The organism is Pseudomonas sp. NMS19W (assembly GCF_051554255.1).
Lineage (GTDB): Bacteria > Pseudomonadota > Gammaproteobacteria > Pseudomonadales > Pseudomonadaceae > Aquipseudomonas > Aquipseudomonas kribbensis.
Map to the genome: position 1 here is coordinate 2,274,714 of NZ_CP136718.1, position 17,266 is coordinate 2,291,979.

The window sequence follows — 17,266 nt, forward strand, 5'->3', positions numbered from 1 at the left end:
AGGAAACGCCCATGACTCAGACTCTGGAACGCGCCATTGCCATAGCCGCCACGGCCCATGCCGGGCAGGTGGACAAGGGTGGTGCGCCGTACATTTTGCATCCGCTGAAAGTCATGTTGCGCATGAGCAGTCTGGAAGAACGCATCGTCGCGGTGCTGCACGATGTGGTCGAGGATAGCGGCATCAGCCTGGATGATTTGCGTAAGGAAGGCTTCAGCGAAGAGGTTTTGTCGGCCATCGAGTCGGTGACCAAAGTGCCCGGCGAGTCCTACGAGGACTTCGTCGAGCGCGCCGCGCAGAACTCGATCGGACGGGTGGTGAAACTGGCGGATCTGGAAGAGAACAGCGATCTGTCGCGGATTGCTTCCCCGAGTTGGGAGGATCTGGAGCGGGTCGAAAAGTATCGGCGGGCGATTGGACGGTTGCGCGCCTGACGTCATTTGAATAGCCAGGAAGGCGACCATGAAATCCATTCTGTGTCTGTTGATCGCTGCCGGATTCGGCGCGCTGTTGCAGTTCGAAGGCGTGCCTCACGGCTTGCTGTTGGGCTCGATCCTTGTCACCGCACTGGCTGCCACCAAATTTGGCTTCGCGCCCAGAACTCCTTACGGCTTGGGTTACATCCAGGTCACCCTCGGCATCGCCACAGGCTTGATGTTCGAGGCCTGGGACAGTGCGACCGTCTCGACGATGTTGCCAAGCCTCGGGCTGTTGCTGCTGTGCCTGACAGTACAAGTGGCGCTGTCCGCCTGGTGGCTGGCGCGCGGGGCAGGGTGGAATCGTACCGACGCCTTGCTGGCGGTGTATCCGGGGGCGTTGGCGGCGGTGTTTGATTTGCTGGAATCGCATCAGGCATCGAGCAAGGTCATCATCGTGCACCTGATGCGGCTGCTGCTGATCACGGTGCTGGTGAGTTTGCTGATTCCCGGTCAGGCGGCGGTCGCGGTGGCCGAGGTCGATCCGCTGTCCACGGGCATGGCGTTGACCGTGTTTTCGTTGATCATTTCGAGCATTGTGGTCGGGCGTTTGCTGCTGGCGATTGGTGTGCCGGCGCCGTTCATGTTGACGGCGATTATCCTGACGGCCGTGTTCTTGAAATCGGGATGGCTACACGGCTTTCACATGCCGGACTGGAGCCTGAATCTGGCGGCGTTGATTCTCGGTGTGCGGATCGGCTCACGCTTCCAGGGCCTTGGACTCGCGGAACTGGGACGTCATGGCCGCACGGCACTGGTGTCGGTGGGTTTGATGATTCTGGTCGCGGCGGGGTTCGCCGAAGTGGCGGCGCGGTTGTTGGGGAGTGATGCGTTGTCGCTGTGGCTGGCCTACATGCCGGGGGCGATTGAGACCATTGCCATTGTGGCGTTTGGTGGCGGGTTGAACGTGGTGTTCATCCTCACTCACCATCTGGTGAGGATGGTGCTGCTGCACTTTGCGCCGGCGTTGTTGGTGCAGGTGCGTCGGGCGCGGGAAGAGGTTTGATCCGTTTGTGCTCCCGAACCTGCTGTGCGGGAGCGTGCCACTGAATCACGCGTGTCCAAGGGCAATCGCAAACGACACGACGATCATGCATGCAAACGCAAAATTGAGATTCATGAGCTGTTCATCCTGAGCTTTATTGAAGTGGTGCCATTGTGAACAGGCTGAAAGCAAAGAAAAAATTCGGCTTCATGATTTCAAAGATCGAAACAATTGATATCAGCCGGTTTGTGTTTGGCAGAGGCATTGGTTAGGCTCGCCAAACCTGCAACTACAAGCACAAACAGGCAAAACCATGCACGATCATTCCGCTTCCGAGCTTCCCTCCCTGCGTCGGCAGAAAATCCTGCTGATCCTCGAACGAGACGGCAAGGTCATGGCTTCAGAGTTGAGCCAGCATTTTGCGGTGTCCGAAGACACCATCCGCCGCGATCTGGCCGAGCTGGACAACGCCGGGCTGGTGCAGCGGGTGCACGGCGGGGCGTTGCCGCGACCGAAGGACACCGGCAAGGATTATTTCACGCGGATCAGTGAAACCGATGAGGTGAAAACCAGCCTTGCGCAGCTGGCGGCGGGAAGGGTGAAGGATGGCCAGATCGTGCTGTTCGATTCCGGCACCACCACGTTGCAGATCGCCCGTTCGTTGCCCTCGGACATTTCGATCACCGCCGTGACCACGTCACCGATGACGGCGATCACCCTGGCTGAATACAAGGGGATCAAGGTGATTCTGGCGGGCGGGCAACTGAATCTGGCGACGATGTCGGTCAGTGGCCACGAGACGGTGCGACTGCTGCAAAGCATCAAGGCTGACGTGTTGTTTACCGGGGTGTGTGCGATTCATCCGGAGGTGGGGTTGAGTTCGCTGTATTTCGATGAGGTGCCGGTGAAACAGGCGTTGTTCGACAGTGCGGCGCAGGTGATTGCCGTGACCACGGCGGACAAGCTGGGGGCGGTGGAGCCGTTTGTGGTGGCGCCGTGCAGCCGGGTGCAGACGTTGATCACCGAGCGGCATCTGGCGTCGGGCAGTGCCGAGGATTATCGGCGGTTGGGGATTGAGGTTGAACAGTTGCAGGACTGACGTTTTGGAGCGAAAAAAGACCCCACCGCTCGCGATGGGGCCCGTTCAATCAGCGCAGTTTTTCCAGCATCTGGTAGTACCACATGCCCGCCGCCAGCATCGGATTCCCCAGCAGATCCCCCATCGGCACGCGAATGTGCGAGCACGCGGCGAACGTGTCGAACTGCTGTATCTGCCCGGTGATCGCCCGGCTCATGATTTCGCCCATGATGTGGGTCGTGGCGATGCCATGGCCGGAGTAGCCCTGGCAATACCAGATGTTGTCCGAGAGCTTGCCCAATTGCGGGATGCGGTTGATGACGATGCCCATCGCGCAGCTCCACTGGTAATCGATTTTCACCCCTTTGAGCGCCGGGAAGGTCTGTTCGATGCACGGCCGCAGTTCGCCGGCGATGTCCCGTGAGTCCTTGCCGCTGTAGTTGGCGCCGCCGCCGAACAGCAGGCGGCCGTCGGCGGTGAGGCGGTAGTAGTCGAGGACGAAACGGCAGTCGTAAACGGCGAGGTCTTCGGGGTTGATCTGCCGGGCCAGATCCCCCAGCGGTTCGGTGGTGACGATGCCGCCCATGGCCGGGAAGATCTTGCCCTTGAGCTGGCCAGGTTCGAGCTTGTGGTAGACGTCGCCGGCCAGCAGCACCTGATTGGCGTCGATCCGGCCATGGGCCGTGCGCACGCCCGGACTGTCGCCGTGGATGATCTCCAGTACTTCGCTGTTTTCGAAGATCAGCGCGCCCAGGCTTTCCGCCGCCCGCGCCTCGCCGATGCACAGGTTGAGCGGGTGCAGATGCATGTTGCGGGTGTTCTTGATCGCGCCGTGATAGAGGTCGCTTTGCAGCAGATCGCGCACCTGGCTGCGGTCGAGCAGGCTGACTTCATCGCCCATGCCGCGACGCACGGCTTCGTCGTAATCGCTGCGCAAACCGGCCATGTGGCTCGGCTTGTAGGCCGCGTGCAAGTGGCCGTGTTTGAGGTCGCAATCGATGGCGTATTTCTCGACCCGCTGCTTGATGATTTCGTGGCCGCGCCAGCGCAGGTGCCAGATGAAGTCGTCGACCTCATCGCCCAAGGTGTTGCGCATCTGTTTGCGCATCGCGCCGTCGCCGGACAGGCTGCCGGTGACCTGTCCGCCATTGCGCCCGGTAGCGCCCCAGCCGATCTTGTGGCTTTCGACGATGGCGACTTTCAGGCCTTTTTCCGCCAGTTCGACGGCCGTGGCGACACCGGTGAAACCGCCGCCGATGATCACCACATCGACCTTGTGCCGGCCTTGCAGGGTCGGGTAGTCGGTGTCGCGGTTGAGGGTGGCGGTGTAGTAGGAATTGCTGCGTTCAGTCATGTCGGTATCCAAGGCAAAAAGAGGAAAAAAGGATCAGGCTTCGGTCAGGTACCAGCGCCAGTCCTGCTCACCCACTTCAGCCATGAACTGCCGGTATTCCGCACGCTTCACCGCCAGATACACCCCGAGAAACTCCTGCCCCAGCGCATCCCGTGCCCAGGCCGATTTTTCCAGTGCGATGAGAGAGGTCAGCCAGTCAGTCGGCAGCAATTCCTTCGCCTGCGCATAGCCATTGCCTTGCACCGGTTCGCCCGGATCGATGTCTTCTTTTATGCCGCGATGAATGCCCGCGAGAATCGCCGCGGCCGCCAGATACGGGTTGGCATCGGCGCCGCAGATGCGGTGTTCGATGTGCCGGGTGTTGGCCGGGCCGCCGGGCACGCGCAGGCTGACGGTGCGGTTGTCGACGCCCCAGGTCGGTGCCAGCGGCGCGTAGCTGTTGGCCTGGAAGCGGCGGTAGGAGTTGGCGTTGGGGCAGAACAGCAGCAGCGAATCGAGCAACGAGGCGAGCATCCCGCCAATCGCCGTGCGCAGCAGCGGGGTGCCGGCCGGATCTTCGGAGGCAAACAGATTTCGCCCCTCGGCATCGGCGAGGCTGACGTGCATGTGCATGCCGGTGCCCGCCAGATCGTCGAAGGGTTTGGCCATGAACGTTGCCTGCATGCCGTGCTTGTGCGCCACGGCTTTGACCAGCCGTTTGTAGCGCACGGCCTGGTCCATCGCTTCCAGCGCATCGCCGTGTTCAAGGGTGATTTCCACCTGGCCCGGCGCGTATTCCGAGATCGCCGTGCGCGCCGGAATGCCGTGCAGTTTGCAGGCGCTGTAGAGGTCGGCGAGGAACGGTTCGATCTGCTCCAGCTCACGCAAACCATAGACCTGCGTGTGCCTCGGTCGGCCCCCGTCGGCATCCAGCGCCGGTTGCGGGCGGCCGTTGTGATCGCGTTTCGCGTCGAGTAGATAGAACTCCAACTCGCAGGCCATCACCGGGTGGTAACCCTCGGCCTTGAGGGCGTCGATGACCTTGATCAGCAGGTGACGCGGATCGGCAATGCTCGCCGGCATGCCTTGTTCCGGGTGCATGCTGACCTGCACCGCCGCAGTCGGAATCTGCCGCCACGGCAGGCGCACCAGACTGCCTTCCAGCGGGTAGGCGCGGCAGTCGATGTCGCCGACGTCCCACACCAGACCGGAGTTTTCCACGTCCTCGCCGTGCACGGTCAGGCCGAGGATGGTGCTTGGCAGCGGGCGACCGCTTTCGTACACGGCGAGCAGTTCTTCGCGGTGCAACAGCTTGCCGCGCGGCACGCCGTTGGCGTCGAGGATGAACAGCTCGATCATGTCGATGTCGGGGTTTTGATCGAGAAAATGACGTGCGTCTTCAATGGCTGCGAATTTCATAATCAATCACTCACGATGGCGCCGCACAGGCGCGCAGATTCGGGCCGGACGCAGCTCGGCAAAAGGCGCGGGCGTCCTGGCAGGGATATCGAAAAAAGAGGGGAGCTGTCGCGGTTTTTAACGGCGCGATCAGACGGGCAGGCAGATATCCGGCGGGCGTGCGGAGTGACGCAGCTTGGAACGGCTCAGGGCCATGGGGAGATTGACGATGCGATTCATGCGCGGCCCCTGTGAAGGAGGGCGCACAGTGCAGAGACGTTCAACGATTCTGATTGTTGTAGTGACGTGCTCATGACGCGTGTTTCCGTTGGCGGAAAACGTCGGCGGCGGGAGTGTCCCGCCATGCCGGTGTGGCTGGATAGTAAGGGGGAAGTCCGGGATAAGTAAACGCCTGATTCCGATGCGCGCGGCAAGCCACCGGCTCAGCGCAGCAGATGAAACCCCAGCCCGACGAGGGCGCAAACGATCAACACCTCGATCACCCCGCGCTTGAAAACAAACAGCCCGAGGGTGGCGGCGAGGGCGAGCAACAGCGCAAAAAAATCAGGCTGTGCGGCAAAACCCTTGGGCCAGAACACGTGGTAAGCAAAGAAACATGCGAGATTGAGGATCACCCCGACCACGGCAGCGGTGATCGCCGTCAGCGGTGCGGTGAACTTCAGTTCGTTGTGGGTCGACTCGACCAGCGGCCCGCCGGCGAGAATGAACAGGAACGAGGGCAGGAAGGTGAACCAGGTCACCAACGTCGCCGCCAGCGCACCGGCGGCAAACGCATGTTCCGCACCGAACCTCGGTTGCAAGTAGGCGCCGACGAACCCGACAAACGCCACCACCATGATCAGCGGCCCCGGCGTGGTTTCGCCCAGGGCCAGGCCGTCGATCATCTGCGTCGGCGTCAGCCAGCCGTAATGCCCGACCGCGCCCTGATACACGTAGGGCAGCACCGCGTAAGCGCCGCCGAAGGTCAGCAGCGCCGCTTTGGTGAAGAACCAGCCCATCTGGGTGAAGGTGCCTTCCCAGCCGAACAACATCGTCAGCAGCGCCATCGGCAGGCACCACAGCAATGCACCGATCAGCACCAGACGCACCAGCCTCGGCAGGCTGAACCGCGCATGTTCGGGTGGTGGGGTGTCGTCATCGATCAGCGCCGGGCCGAAGGACTTTTCGCTGCCTCGATGACCGCCATTGTTGAACCGCTGCGGCGCCCAGCGTCCGCCGAAATACCCGATCAATGCTGCACCGAGCACGATCAGTGGGAATGGCACGTTGAAGGCGAAGATCGCCACGAACGCCGCTCCGGCAATTGCCCACAACCAGCCATTTTTCAAGGCCCGGGAGCCGATGCGATGGGCCGCGTGCAACACAATCGCGGTCACCGCCGGTTTGATTCCGTAGAACACCCCGGCCACCACCGGTACGTCGCCAAACGCGATGTACACCCACGACAGGGCAATCAGAATCAGCAGCGACGGCAGCACAAACAGCGCCCCGGCCAGCACGCCGCCACGGGTTCGGTGCAGCAGCCAGCCAATGTAGGTCGCCAGTTGCTGGGCCTCGGGGCCGGGCAGCAACATGCAGTAGTTGAGTGCGTGCAGGAAGCGCCGCTCGGAAATCCAGCGCCGGCGCTCCACCAACTCCTGATGCATGATCGCGATCTGCCCGGCGGGGCCGCCGAAGCCGATGCAGCCGAGTTTTAGCCAGAAGGGCCAGGTTTGGCGCAGGGGGATGGCATCTGGTTTGGGCAAGTCGTTGGGCGTAGTGCTCAAACGAGGCTCCAAGGTTGGTTTTGTCGGAGATGCTATCTAATCAGGCTTTTGTGAATTTGTGGCGTCTGCCTTGCCCTCACCCCAACCCAACCCTCTCCCGGAGGGAGAGGGGGCCGACCGAGGTGTCTTGCGTCAAACATCGACCTGAAAGTCCGAGTCGATTATGGATTCGGCACACCGCCCTCAGACCGGCATTCGGATTCAACGCTATACGTTCAGGTCGGCGTTTTTCTGAAATATCCCCCAATCGGTTCCCTCTCCCTCCGGGAGAGGGCTAGGGTGAGGGGGCGATCGTCAGGCATGCGCCAGACTCCAGCGAAACGCCGCATTCTGATCACTCTCCCGCGCTTCGACCCAATGCGAACCCTCCGGCGTAGTCTCACGTTTCCAGAACGGCGTACGGGTCTTCAGCACATCCATGATGAAAGCACAGGCCTCGAACGCCGCATGCCGATGCTTGCTGCTGACGCCAACAAACACGATCGGCTCGCTCACCGACAGCGCGCCGACCCGATGCACAATCTCCACCGCCAGCAACGGCCAGCGTTCGCGGGCCTGTTCGGCAATCTGCTCCAGAGCCTTTTCGGTCATGCCCGGATAGTGCTCCAGAAACAGCTCGGTCACCGACTGCCCGACGTTCAGATCCCGCACATAACCAATGAAATTCACCACCGCGCCCACCCGTGGATTGCGCGCATGCAGATTCGCAATCAACTGACCGGCATCGAAGCCTTTACGCTGGACTCGAACCCCCATGGTTCAACCTCCCGTGACCGGCGGGAAAAACGCAATCTCGTCGAAATCCTCGATCGCCTGATCCGGTTGGCACAGCTCCTGGTTCACCGCACACATCAGGTTGCCGGCGCCGAGCACTTCACGCCACAGATCACCACGCTGCATCAGCATCTGCCGCACATCTTCGACACACGCGAGGGCGCTGCTGGCCGGAATCTTTTCCCCCCAAGATTGAGCCGGTCACGGTAGCTGGCGAAGTAGTTGATCAGAATCATTGCGGGTTCTCCCATTGGAAGTGTCCTGAGCGGCCGCCCTGTTTGCTCAGCAGGCGGATGTCGCCGATGACCATCGCCCGGTCCACCGCTTTGCACATGTCGTAGATGGTCAGCGCGGCGACGCTGGCGGCGGTCAGGGCTTCGAGTTCGACGCCGGTCTGGCCGGTGAGGCGGCAGGTGCTGGTGATCTGCACACGGTCCGGTTCGCAAGCCTTGAGCTCGACATGGATCGAACTGAGCAGCAGCGCGTGACACAGGGGAATCAACTCGTGGGTGCGCTTGGCGGCCTGAATCCCGGCGATCCGCGCCACGGCGAACACGTCGCCCTTGGGGTGGCCGTTGGACTGGATCATTTGCAGGGTTTCCGGACGCATCTGCACCCAGGCTTGCGCGGTGGCTTCACGGCGGGTCGCAGCTTTGTCACTGACGTCGACCATGTTGGCGCGGCCCTGATCGTCGAGGTGGGTGAGGGTGTCGCTCATGCGGTTGGCTCCTGGATCGGGCTGTAGATTCGGGGGGCGTTGCGGTGCGGGACGTGGATCAGGTTCAAGTGGTGTTTGAGCGCCCAGCGCACGGTCAACGCGGTGGGGGCGGACAGGCTGACGAGGGTGCCGAGGCGGGCGCGCACGGCTTTGTGGATCAGTTCAAGACTGCAACGGCTGGTGACCACGACGAAGCCCTGACGCGCATCGAGGCCTTCGAATTGCAGGGCGCCGATCAGCTTGTCGAGGGCGTTGTGGCGGCCGATGTCTTCGCGGCACAGCAGCGCTTCGCCGTCGGCGTCGAAGTAAAGCGCCGCATGCAGGGCACCGCTGCTGCGGGCCAGTTGCTGGGCCTGTTCGATGCGTTGGCGGATACCGTCGAAATGCGCGGCGAGTGGCAACGGTGTCGGCGTCAGGATCTCCAGTTGCGGCAAGGGCCTGCTCAAGGGCCTCCACACCGCAGAGGCCGCAACCGCTGGTGCCCGCCATCTGCCGGCGATGATCTTTCAGGGCCCAGAACGCGCGACTGGAAATCTGCACGTCGGCCTGGCAGGCCTGGTCGAAATGGGTCAGTCGGATGTCATGAATATCATCGAGGCTGTCGACGATGGCGTTACTCAGGCTGAAGCCGCGAATGAAGTCCTCGATGTTGCCGGGCGAGACCATCATCACGGCTTGATTCAGGCCGTTGTAGCTGATGGCCAATGCAATTTCCGCCGCGAGGGCCGCGTGGGACAGCGGCGCGTCGTCGAGGTATTCGCGATAAGCCACTTGCGCCGGTTGTGGCGCGGGGGCGTTGGCATCGCCCGATTCGATGAGTTGTTCAACCTGGCACAGCATCTTGAAAATCCCCGAAGCGCTGAAGTGGGTTCAGGCTACGGGGCAGGGAAAAGTGCGTCCAATCGCTTGTTCCGATGCAGTGATTGGATTGGTCGATCACTGAAGGCGTTAAACGGCAGGCGCCTCGATCCCGAACATTTTGCGCGCCTCGGCAAAGCACTTCTCGGCAATCGCCGAACGCGGTTCAGTCTTGCGCATCACCAGCCCCAACGGCGCGAGCACGCTGGCATCCGGCAGGTTGATGAAGGCAAGGTGCTCGATCGGTTCTTCCAGACCGCTGTCCAGCGGCATGATCGAGCAGCAGAAACCCTGGTGAATCGCCTGCAACAGTTGATAGGTCGAATCGCTTTCCATGATCGGCTGCGGATTCAGCCCGCGACTGCGGAAACTCAGGTCGATGGATTTGCGGTAGTGCATGCCGGTGGTGATCATCCCCAGCGGCAGTTCGGCGGCGTCTTCCCAGCTCATTTCCGGGCCTTCGAAATGGAAGTGGCGGGTGTCGTAAAGCAGGCCGACGCGGGTTTCGCCGATCTCGAAGAAATCGAAATAGTTCGGGTTGACGTGGTCCAGATAACACACGCCAAGATCCAGTTGATTGTTGCCCAGACCCTCGATGATCTCGTCCGAACTCAGGGACGACAGGCTGTATTTCAGCTCGGGAAATATTCCCGACAAACCCTGAATGTAATTGACCGGATTGAAGTTGCTCAGCGGCACCAGCCCCAGACGCAGGCTGCCGACCAGTTGCCCGCGGCAGGCGGCAGCTTCGGCGAACAGCCCGTCGTGGGCGGCCAGCAGGGTGCGGGCCCAGGCCAGTACGCGTTCGCCGGCTTGGGTGAAACCTTCGAAGCGTTGGCCGCGATTGACCAGCACCAGATCCAGCTCGTCTTCCAGATTGCGCAGGCGCATCGACAGGGTCGGCTGGGTGATGTGGCAGCGCGCGGCGGCCTGGCCGAAGTGGCGGGTTTCGTCCAGCGCAATCAGGAACTTGAGTTGTTTGATGTCCACGATGGCACCTGCTCGAAGGGAAATTTGGATTGAGTATTGACGCAGATGCGTACGGCGCACGAAAAGCGCAGGTGGCGACGATCCCACTGATCGCGTTTTACGTCCAATCGGAAGCGTTGAAGAGGCTATCGAGGGATTCAATCATGGCCGGTTTCATTGGCTCGATCAGTGAGCGCCGCCCGATAAAAAACAGCCGATAGAGCGGCTCGATAATGTGGTTGGTTAGAGTGATTAGACAGTCCTGATAAGTGGCACTTAGGCTCTGGCCCAATTGAATTGGCGAAGGCCGGAGAGTGCCATGAGTGTTAAAGCGGATGCCCTGTTTGTTCCCTTGAATATTGCCGTGCTGACGGTCAGCGATACCCGCGATTACGCCAGCGATACCTCCGGCCAGTTGCTGGTCAGCCGCTTGCTCGAAGCCGGCCACACCTTGAGTGAACGCAACCTGCTCAAGGACGACCTGTACAAGATCCGCGCCCAGGTCGCGCAGTGGATCGCCGACGACGGCATTCAAGTGGTGCTGATTACCGGCGGCACCGGTTTCACTGGCCGCGACAGCACTCCGGAAGCCGTGGCTTGCCTGCTGGACAAGCAGATCGACGGCTTTGGCGAACTGTTCCGCGCCATCTCGATTCTCGACATCGGCACCTCGACCGTCCAAAGCCGCGCGCTGGCAGGCCTGTCCAACGGCACGCTGGTGTGCTGCCTGCCGGGTTCCACCGGCGCGTGCCGCACGGCGTGGGAAGGCATCCTTGCCGAGCAACTGGACAACCGTCATCGCCCGTGCAACTTCGTCCCGCACCTCAAACCGGTGCAAGCCTGCGGGCCACGGGGATGAGCAAGCCCGGATTGATGCCGGTCGAGGACGCACTCGACCAGTTGCTGACAATGGCCAACGAACAACGCCTGCCGGACAGCGAACCGGTGCTGCTCAATGAGGCGCGCGGCCGAGTGCTGGCCAGCGATCTGGTGGCGACTCTCGACCTGCCGCCATGGCCGAACAGTGCCATGGACGGTTACGCCTTGAACCTCGCCGATCTGCATCGCCAGCCGCTGAGCGTGTCGCAACGGGTCTACGCCGGATTGGCGCCGGACGCCCTGCTGCCCGGCACTTGCGCGCGGATCTTCACTGGCGCGCCATTGCCCAATGGCGCCAATTGCGTGGAAATGCAGGAAAACACCGAGGTGCTGGAGGACGGTCGCATACGTTTCCTGCAACCGCTGAAAGTCGGCCAGAACATCCGCGCCCAAGGCCAGGAGAACCGCGTCGGTGACACTCTGCTGCGCGCCGGCAAACGCCTCGGTCCGTTCGAACTGGCGGTGGCGGCGGGGCAGGGCATGACCCATTTGCCGGTGGTCCGTCGTCCGCGCGTGGCATTGCTCTCTACCGGTGACGAGCTGGTGGAACCGGGTCAGCCATTGCGTCCCGGCAGCATCTACAACAGCAACCGCACTTTGCTCGACCACTGGTTGCGCGAACTCGGTTGCGAGGTGATCGACGCCGGGATTCTTCCCGATCGCCCGGCGCAGACCCGGCTCAAGCTTGAGCAACTGCAAGTGGCGGCCGACCTGATTCTGACCACGGGCGGCGTGTCTGCCGGCGATGCCGATTGCCTCGGCCAGGTGCTGCGCGACAACGGCAAACCGCTGCTGTGGAAGCTTGCGATCAAACCCGGCAAACCGCTGACGGTCGGCCATTTCGGCACGGTGCCGGTGATCGGCCTGCCGGGCAATCCGACCTCGGCGCTGGTGACCTTCGGCCTGCTGACGCGCCCGTACCTGCTGCGCATTCAAGGCGTGGAAGAGGTGATGCCGTTGAGCCTCACCGTCAACGCCGGGTTCGACTGGGCGAAACCCGGCAGCCGTCGCGAGTACCTGCGGGTGCGTCTGGAGGGCGGTCAGGCGGCGCTGTATCCGAACCAGAGTTCCGGCGTACTGCTCGGCGCGACCTGGGCCGACGGGCTGGTGGAAATCCCGGAGAACAGCACGCTGCGAATGGGCGATCCGCTGCGCTTCATTCCGTTCAGCGAGCTGTTCTGAGGGCGATCAAAAGGTGTAGACCACTTGCCCGGCAAGGGACGTTTGCAGCCGACGCTCGACAATCGGGCTGTCGGCGGCTTCGTGATTCAGGTACTGCACCGCCAGCACCGTCGATACGCTCCACTGTTTGTCCAGCGGCAATGACCACGTCAGGTCTGCACCACGGCTGATCAACCCGGCCCGGGCCTTGTACGTGCGGAACTGGCTGCGCGAAGCCTGGGCATCGCTGACGCCGTACCAGGTGCGCATGTAGTTGCTGTCGCCGAACTGGCTGCTGAGCCCGCCGGTTACCTTGCCGAAACGTCCTTCGTAGAGCGGCGCGCTGATGCTCAGCTTGAGGCGGTTCCACGAGGAGCCGGTGTCGTGGTCATCGTCGTCCTTTTCCAGCGCATGTTCGAAACTCGCGCCGAGAATGAGCGGGCCCAGGTGATACGTTCCGTCGAGCCCGATCACCGGGCGCGACTTGATCGAACCCATGCCGTTGAGTTCGTCCGAGCCTTTGAATCCTGTCTTGCGATCCTTGCGCACGTCGCTGGCGCCGATGTACACGCTGAGGCCGAAATCCTCTTCATCGAAACCCCAGCCCAGACCTCGGCTGGTGTCGAGGAACACGCCGTAGGGGCTGACGATTTCAACGCCCACCAACGGCGCCATCACCCGTTCATCACTGCCGCTGTAGCGCGGCGCACTGGCCGCCCCGGCGCGCAGGGTGGTGTGCCAGTCCTCTGCGCGCAGCGAGTCGCCGGGCAGCAGCAGGCAAAGGGAGGTCAGGGACAGCGAGAACGTACGGAGCGAAACCGGCATGGGGCACCCGATGGGGAAGATAGATGCGCCATGCTAGGCGGGTGCCGTTCGGCAATCTTTGGCAGCTTTGTCGGGAAACTGTCAAAGACTGTGAAGGCGGCTATCGGCTCAATCCCAGCCGTTCGTGCCATTGGGCGATGGATTCTTCGGGGTAGACCTCGAATTGCCGGTCCTTCGCGCTCACCTGCACTTCGACCCATGGCGCTTTCGAGCCGAGCATCAGGTGGGTGTGCTCCGGCGGCACCGGCAACGGTGTGTCGATGGCCGAGGCGAACGGGTGGATCAGCTCCGGCCATTCCGGGCTGAACAGCCACAGTCCGCTGCCGCACAACGAGCAGAAGTGTCGTTCGGCGGTGCTGCGATGGGCGCGGGCATCGCCTTCGTCTTTCATCTTCGCGTGGTAGATCGTGATGTGCTTGCGCCCGCGCACCTTGAGGCTGGCCGCGTCGCCGCCGAGGTTGATCGCATAGCCGCCACCACCCTGGGTCTTGCGGCAGATCGAACAGTAGCAGCGCTGATAAGGGTAAGGGTGTGCGCTGTCGAGAGAGAATGAAACCGCGCCGCAGTGGCAGGAGCCTTCGAGGTGCATGGTGGCCTCCGGTTTGGTGTTGTCGATGCGGTTCAGCCTAGAAGAGATGTTGCGCCTGTGCCGCTGCATTCGCGGCACAACTGGACGACCACGAAAAGCCCGGTCAGCATGTCCGCAAAAAAAGGGAATCACCCCATGCGCCGACTACCTTCTCTGGCCGCCCTGCGAACTTTTGAGTGCGCCGCCCGCCACGCACATTTCGGCCGCGCCGCCGCCGAGCTGTGCGTCACCGACAGCGCCGTCAGTCATCAGATCCGCCAGCTCGAAGAGCAACTGGGCGTGTCGTTGTTCATCCGCGAGGGCCGGCAGATTCGCCCGACCATCGCCGCCGGGCGCCTGATGCAAAGCCTGCAACAGGCTTTCGAACTGATCGGCGATGCCTGCGACGAGTTGCGCGATCCGTCCTCGCTCGCCGTGTTGCGGCTGGCGGTCACGGCGGAGCTGGCGCAGAAGTGGTTGATGAACCGCCTCACCGATTTCTATGCGCGTTATCCGCACATCACCTTGCACCTCTACGAACAGCCGATCGACGCCACCGCACCCGGCGAAGACATCGATCTGGCGATCACCTACGGCACCGGTCCGGTGGACAGCAGTGCGTATTTCGTTCGCCCGTTGCCGGCGTTGCAGTTCTTCCCGGTGTGCAGCCCCGGCCTGTTCAACCAGGGCAACCTGAAAACCCCGAAGGACCTGGCCCGGCATTGCCTGCTGCACGACGATCAGGACGGCAAGACCTGGACCGCGTGGCTGACCAGCCATGCCGGCGACCTGCGCCCGGAACGCCAGTTGTATTTCGCCCACGCCGGCCTGGCGCTGGAGGCGGCGGCGCAAGGGCAGGGCGTGGCGATGGGCGACAACCTCACGGCGCAGGAAGACTTGCAGAACGGGCGTCTGGTGCGCCCGTTCACCTCCAGCATGACCGCGCTGGGCCAATACGCGCTGGTCTGCGAGCGGGTGCGGCTGGAGCGTCCGGCGGTGGCGCAGATGCTGGAATGGTTCAACGATCAACTGGCGGATTGATGAGTTGAATTCAACTGTTCCGAAATAATCATCGTTGGCGGCGCGACCGCCCGCGACCGTAGCCTGAGGTCATTCCTATCCCGATGACGAGGTTTGACCATGGCACGTTTGCTCGACACCACCCCGAAACAGGACGGCTTCCGTCTGCCCGGCGAATTCGAAGCCAAGTCCGGTTGCTGGCTCGGCTGGCCGGAGCGCACCGACGTCTGGCGCAACGGCGCCAAGCCTGCACAGAAAGTCTGGGTGCAGATCGTCACCGCGATCTCCCATAGCGAACCGGTGACGGTCTGCGCTTCGGCGGCCCAGTTCGCCACCGCCCGCCGCCAGTTGCCGCCGCAAGTGCGGGTAGTCGAGATGACCTGCAACGACACCTGGTTCCGCGACAGCGGCCCGTGCTTCGTGGTCAGCGATCAGAGTGGTGAAGTGCGTGGCGTCGATTTTGAATTCAACGCCTACGGCGGCCTCGATGGCGGGCTCTACTACCCGTGGGACAAGGACGATCAGATCGCCAGCAAGATCCTCGAAATCGAGCGTTTCGACCGCTATCGCGCGCCGTTGATCGCCGAACTCGGCGGCATCCAGAGCGACGGCCAGGGCAGCATCCTCACCACCGAGCAGTGCCTGCTCAACCGCAATCGCAACCAGCATCTGGGCAAGGACGAAGTCACCCGCCGGCTCACCGATTACCTCGGCGCCGAGCAAGTGATCTGGTTGCCACGGGGTTGCAAGTTCGACGAAACCGACGGCCATGTCGACGACCTCGCGTGCTTCGTGCGTCCCGGTGAAGTGGTGCTGCAATGGACCGACAACCGCGACGATCCGCAATGGGAAATCTACCAAGAGGCCTACGACATCCTGCGCAGCGCCCGCGACAGCCGTGGCCGCGAACTGATCGTGCACAAACTGCCGCAACCGGACGTGCTGGAGTGGACCGCCGAAGAAGCCGAAGGCCTCGATCAGCAGGACAGTACCCACACCCGTCAGGCCGGCACCAAAATCTGCGCGTCGTATATCAACTACTACGCCGGCAACAGCTCGATCGTGGTGCCGCTGTTCGGTGATCGCAACGATCAGGTGGCGCTGGCGACCCTCGCCGAACTGTTCCCGCAGCACAAGATCGTCGGCATCGAAAACTCCCGGGAAATCCTGCTCGGTGGCGGCAACGTCGCGTGCATCACCATGCCGCAATACGCCGGCCAGAAAAAAGGAGCCTGAGCATGGGCCTGCACAAACTGAGTAAAGCGTTATTGCTGGTGCTTGCACCCCTGTGTGTGCAGGCCGCCGAGCCGGCGAAACCGGTGGTCAATCTGTATATCTGGGGCGAGTACCTGGCCCCGGATACCCTGAAGAATTTCGAGGCGAAAACCGGGATTCAGGTGGTCGCCGATCACTTTGATTCACTGGAAACCGTCGAGACCAAACTGCTCACCGGCCGCAGCGGCTACGACCTGGTGCTGAGCGCCGGCCAGCACCTGTCGCGGGCCATCGAGAGCGGCGCGATCCAGACCCTGAACAAGCAGCAGCTCCCGCATTTCGCCGGTGTGGGTGAAGAGTTCCGTCAGCACATGGCGGTGTTCGATCCGGGCAACCGCTACGCCGGGATTTACGCCTGGGGCACCACCGGCGTCGGCTATCAGGAGGAGGCCGTGAAGCAGCGCCTGCCGGAGGCGCCACGGGACAGCTGGGCGATGCTGTTCGATCCGGCAGTGGTGTCGAAATTCGCCGATTGCGGGGTGAGCCTGCTCAACGATCCGAACGAAGTGTTCGCGGCGGTCATGAAGTACATGGGCCTGGACATTAATCGCCAGAGCCTCGATGACCTGAAACTCGCCGAACAGCAACTGGCGAAGATCCGCCCGTACATCCGCTACTTTGACAACGACCTGAACATCAGCGACCTGGCCAACGGCAACACCTGCGTGGCGATGTCGTGGAACGGCAACGTTGCCATTGCAGCGGGGCAGGCCGAAGCGGCGAAAAAGCCGTTCAAGTTGAATTACCGGATTCCGAAGGAGGGCACGTTGATCTGGTTTGATGCCATGGTGATTCCCAAGGATGCACCGCATCCTGAGGCTGGCCTGGCATTGATGGATTATTTGATGACGCCTGAGGTGATCGCGCCGATCACCGACACCATTCACTATGCCAACGCGATCACGGCGGCGGACGGGTTGATTGATCCGGCGATTCGCAATGATCCGGGGACTTATCCGCCGGAGGCGGTGAGGGCTTCGTTGTATAGCAAGAATGATAATGGGAAGGTGTTCAACCGGGCTTTGATTCGGGCGTTCAGTAAGCTGAAGTCTGGTCTCTGAAAAGTCAACCCTCACCCCAGCCCTCTCCCAAAGGGAGAGGGAGCTGACCGAGGTGTCTCGGGTTATACATCGACCTGAAAAATCGAGTCGATTATGAATTC

At 62.1% G+C, this 17,266-nt stretch carries 16 protein-coding genes and 2 pseudogenes; 8 read left to right on the forward strand and 10 right to left on the reverse strand.

All coding sequences use genetic code 11. The features are described from left to right. The first annotated feature begins 11 nt into the window (after nt 1-11). The 3 genes from R1A29_RS10355 to R1A29_RS10365 all read left to right on the forward strand — a co-directional run bounded on the left by R1A29_RS10355 (nt 12) and on the right by R1A29_RS10365 (nt 2,560). The gene (locus R1A29_RS10355) at nt 12-434 is read left to right on the forward strand and encodes an HD domain-containing protein (protein ID WP_438301378.1); all 423 of its coding nucleotides are present in this window, start codon (nt 12-14) and stop codon (nt 432-434) included. Between the two features lie 28 nt (nt 435-462). Continuing rightward, a complete protein-coding gene (locus R1A29_RS10360; RefSeq protein ID WP_438301379.1) occupies nt 463-1,482 on the forward strand; it encodes an AbrB family transcriptional regulator in 1,020 nt (339 codons plus the stop codon). Nucleotides 1,483-1,774: 292 nt separating this feature from the next. After that, a complete protein-coding gene (locus tag R1A29_RS10365) occupies nt 1,775-2,560 on the forward strand; it encodes a DeoR/GlpR family DNA-binding transcription regulator (protein ID WP_438301380.1) in 786 nt (261 codons plus the stop codon). A gap of 49 nt (nt 2,561-2,609) precedes the next feature. Here the strand turns inward: R1A29_RS10365 and R1A29_RS10370 are convergent, their stop codons facing one another. The 8 genes and pseudogenes from R1A29_RS10370 to R1A29_RS10405 form a co-directional block, all read right to left on the reverse strand. Continuing rightward, nucleotides 2,610-3,893 (reverse strand): NAD(P)/FAD-dependent oxidoreductase, encoded by a 1,284-nt coding sequence (locus R1A29_RS10370; protein WP_438301381.1) that lies wholly within the window; start codon nt 3,891-3,893, stop codon nt 2,610-2,612. Nucleotides 3,894-3,926: 33 nt separating this feature from the next. Continuing rightward, entirely contained in the window at nt 3,927-5,291 is a 1,365-nt protein-coding gene (locus R1A29_RS10375; protein WP_438301382.1) for a glutamine synthetase family protein, read from the reverse strand. 422 nt (nt 5,292-5,713) lie between these two features. Continuing rightward, the gene (gene chrA / locus R1A29_RS10380) at nt 5,714-7,057 is read right to left on the reverse strand and encodes a chromate efflux transporter (RefSeq protein WP_438301383.1); all 1,344 of its coding nucleotides are present in this window, start codon (nt 7,055-7,057) and stop codon (nt 5,714-5,716) included. A 294-nt stretch (nt 7,058-7,351) separates the two neighbouring features. Then, nucleotides 7,352-7,813, reverse strand: a complete 462-nt coding sequence (moaE, locus tag R1A29_RS10385) for a molybdopterin synthase catalytic subunit MoaE (RefSeq protein WP_438301384.1) — start codon at nt 7,811-7,813, stop codon at nt 7,352-7,354. A gap of 3 nt (nt 7,814-7,816) precedes the next feature. Continuing rightward, nucleotides 7,817-8,067, reverse strand: a pseudogene (locus tag R1A29_RS10390) (MoaD/ThiS family protein). Next, nucleotides 8,064-8,549 carry a cyclic pyranopterin monophosphate synthase MoaC gene (gene moaC / locus R1A29_RS10395; RefSeq protein WP_085698780.1) on the reverse strand — a complete coding sequence of 162 codons (486 nt, stop codon included), beginning with the start codon at nt 8,547-8,549 and terminating at the stop codon, nt 8,064-8,066. Before moaC ends, R1A29_RS10390 begins: the two are co-directional and overlap by 4 nt. After that, nucleotides 8,546-9,389 (reverse strand): annotated as a pseudogene (gene fdhD / locus R1A29_RS10400) (formate dehydrogenase accessory sulfurtransferase FdhD). Before fdhD ends, moaC begins: the two are co-directional and overlap by 4 nt. Nucleotides 9,390-9,497: 108 nt before the next feature. After that, nucleotides 9,498-10,397, reverse strand: coding sequence for a LysR family transcriptional regulator (locus R1A29_RS10405; RefSeq protein WP_438301385.1), 900 nt, complete (start codon nt 10,395-10,397; stop codon nt 9,498-9,500). A gap of 298 nt (nt 10,398-10,695) precedes the next feature. On the opposite strand from R1A29_RS10405, the gene moaB reads away from it, so the two are divergent. Continuing rightward, on the forward strand, nt 10,696-11,235 hold the full coding sequence (moaB, locus tag R1A29_RS10410; RefSeq protein ID WP_085733108.1) for a molybdenum cofactor biosynthesis protein B: 540 nt from the start codon (nt 10,696-10,698) through the stop codon (nt 11,233-11,235). Continuing rightward, entirely contained in the window at nt 11,232-12,437 is a 1,206-nt protein-coding gene (locus R1A29_RS10415; protein WP_438301386.1) for a molybdopterin molybdotransferase MoeA, read from the forward strand. Before moaB ends, R1A29_RS10415 begins: the two co-directional genes overlap by 4 nt. A gap of 6 nt (nt 12,438-12,443) precedes the next feature. On the opposite strand, the gene R1A29_RS10420 is transcribed toward R1A29_RS10415, so the two are convergent. Then, nucleotides 12,444-13,241: a MipA/OmpV family protein gene (locus R1A29_RS10420; protein ID WP_438301387.1), complete on the reverse strand. Its 798-nt coding sequence runs from the start codon at nt 13,239-13,241 to the stop codon at nt 12,444-12,446. A gap of 100 nt (nt 13,242-13,341) precedes the next feature. Continuing rightward, entirely contained in the window at nt 13,342-13,830 is a 489-nt protein-coding gene (locus R1A29_RS10425; protein WP_438302028.1) for a GFA family protein, read from the reverse strand. 135 nt (nt 13,831-13,965) lie between these two features. On the opposite strand from R1A29_RS10425, the gene R1A29_RS10430 reads away from it, so the two are divergent. The 3 genes from R1A29_RS10430 (at nt 13,966) to R1A29_RS10440 (ending at nt 17,165) form a co-directional block, all read left to right on the forward strand. Continuing rightward, a complete protein-coding gene (locus tag R1A29_RS10430; protein ID WP_085608994.1) occupies nt 13,966-14,850 on the forward strand; it encodes a LysR substrate-binding domain-containing protein in 885 nt (294 codons plus the stop codon). 99 nt (nt 14,851-14,949) lie between these two features. Further along, nucleotides 14,950-16,065, forward strand: a complete 1,116-nt coding sequence (aguA, locus tag R1A29_RS10435) for an agmatine deiminase (RefSeq protein WP_438301388.1) — start codon at nt 14,950-14,952, stop codon at nt 16,063-16,065. A 2-nt stretch (nt 16,066-16,067) separates the two neighbouring features. Continuing rightward, nucleotides 16,068-17,165 carry an extracellular solute-binding protein gene (locus R1A29_RS10440; RefSeq protein ID WP_438301389.1) on the forward strand — a complete coding sequence of 366 codons (1,098 nt, stop codon included), beginning with the start codon at nt 16,068-16,070 and terminating at the stop codon, nt 17,163-17,165. Nucleotides 17,166-17,266: the final 101 nt, after the last annotated feature.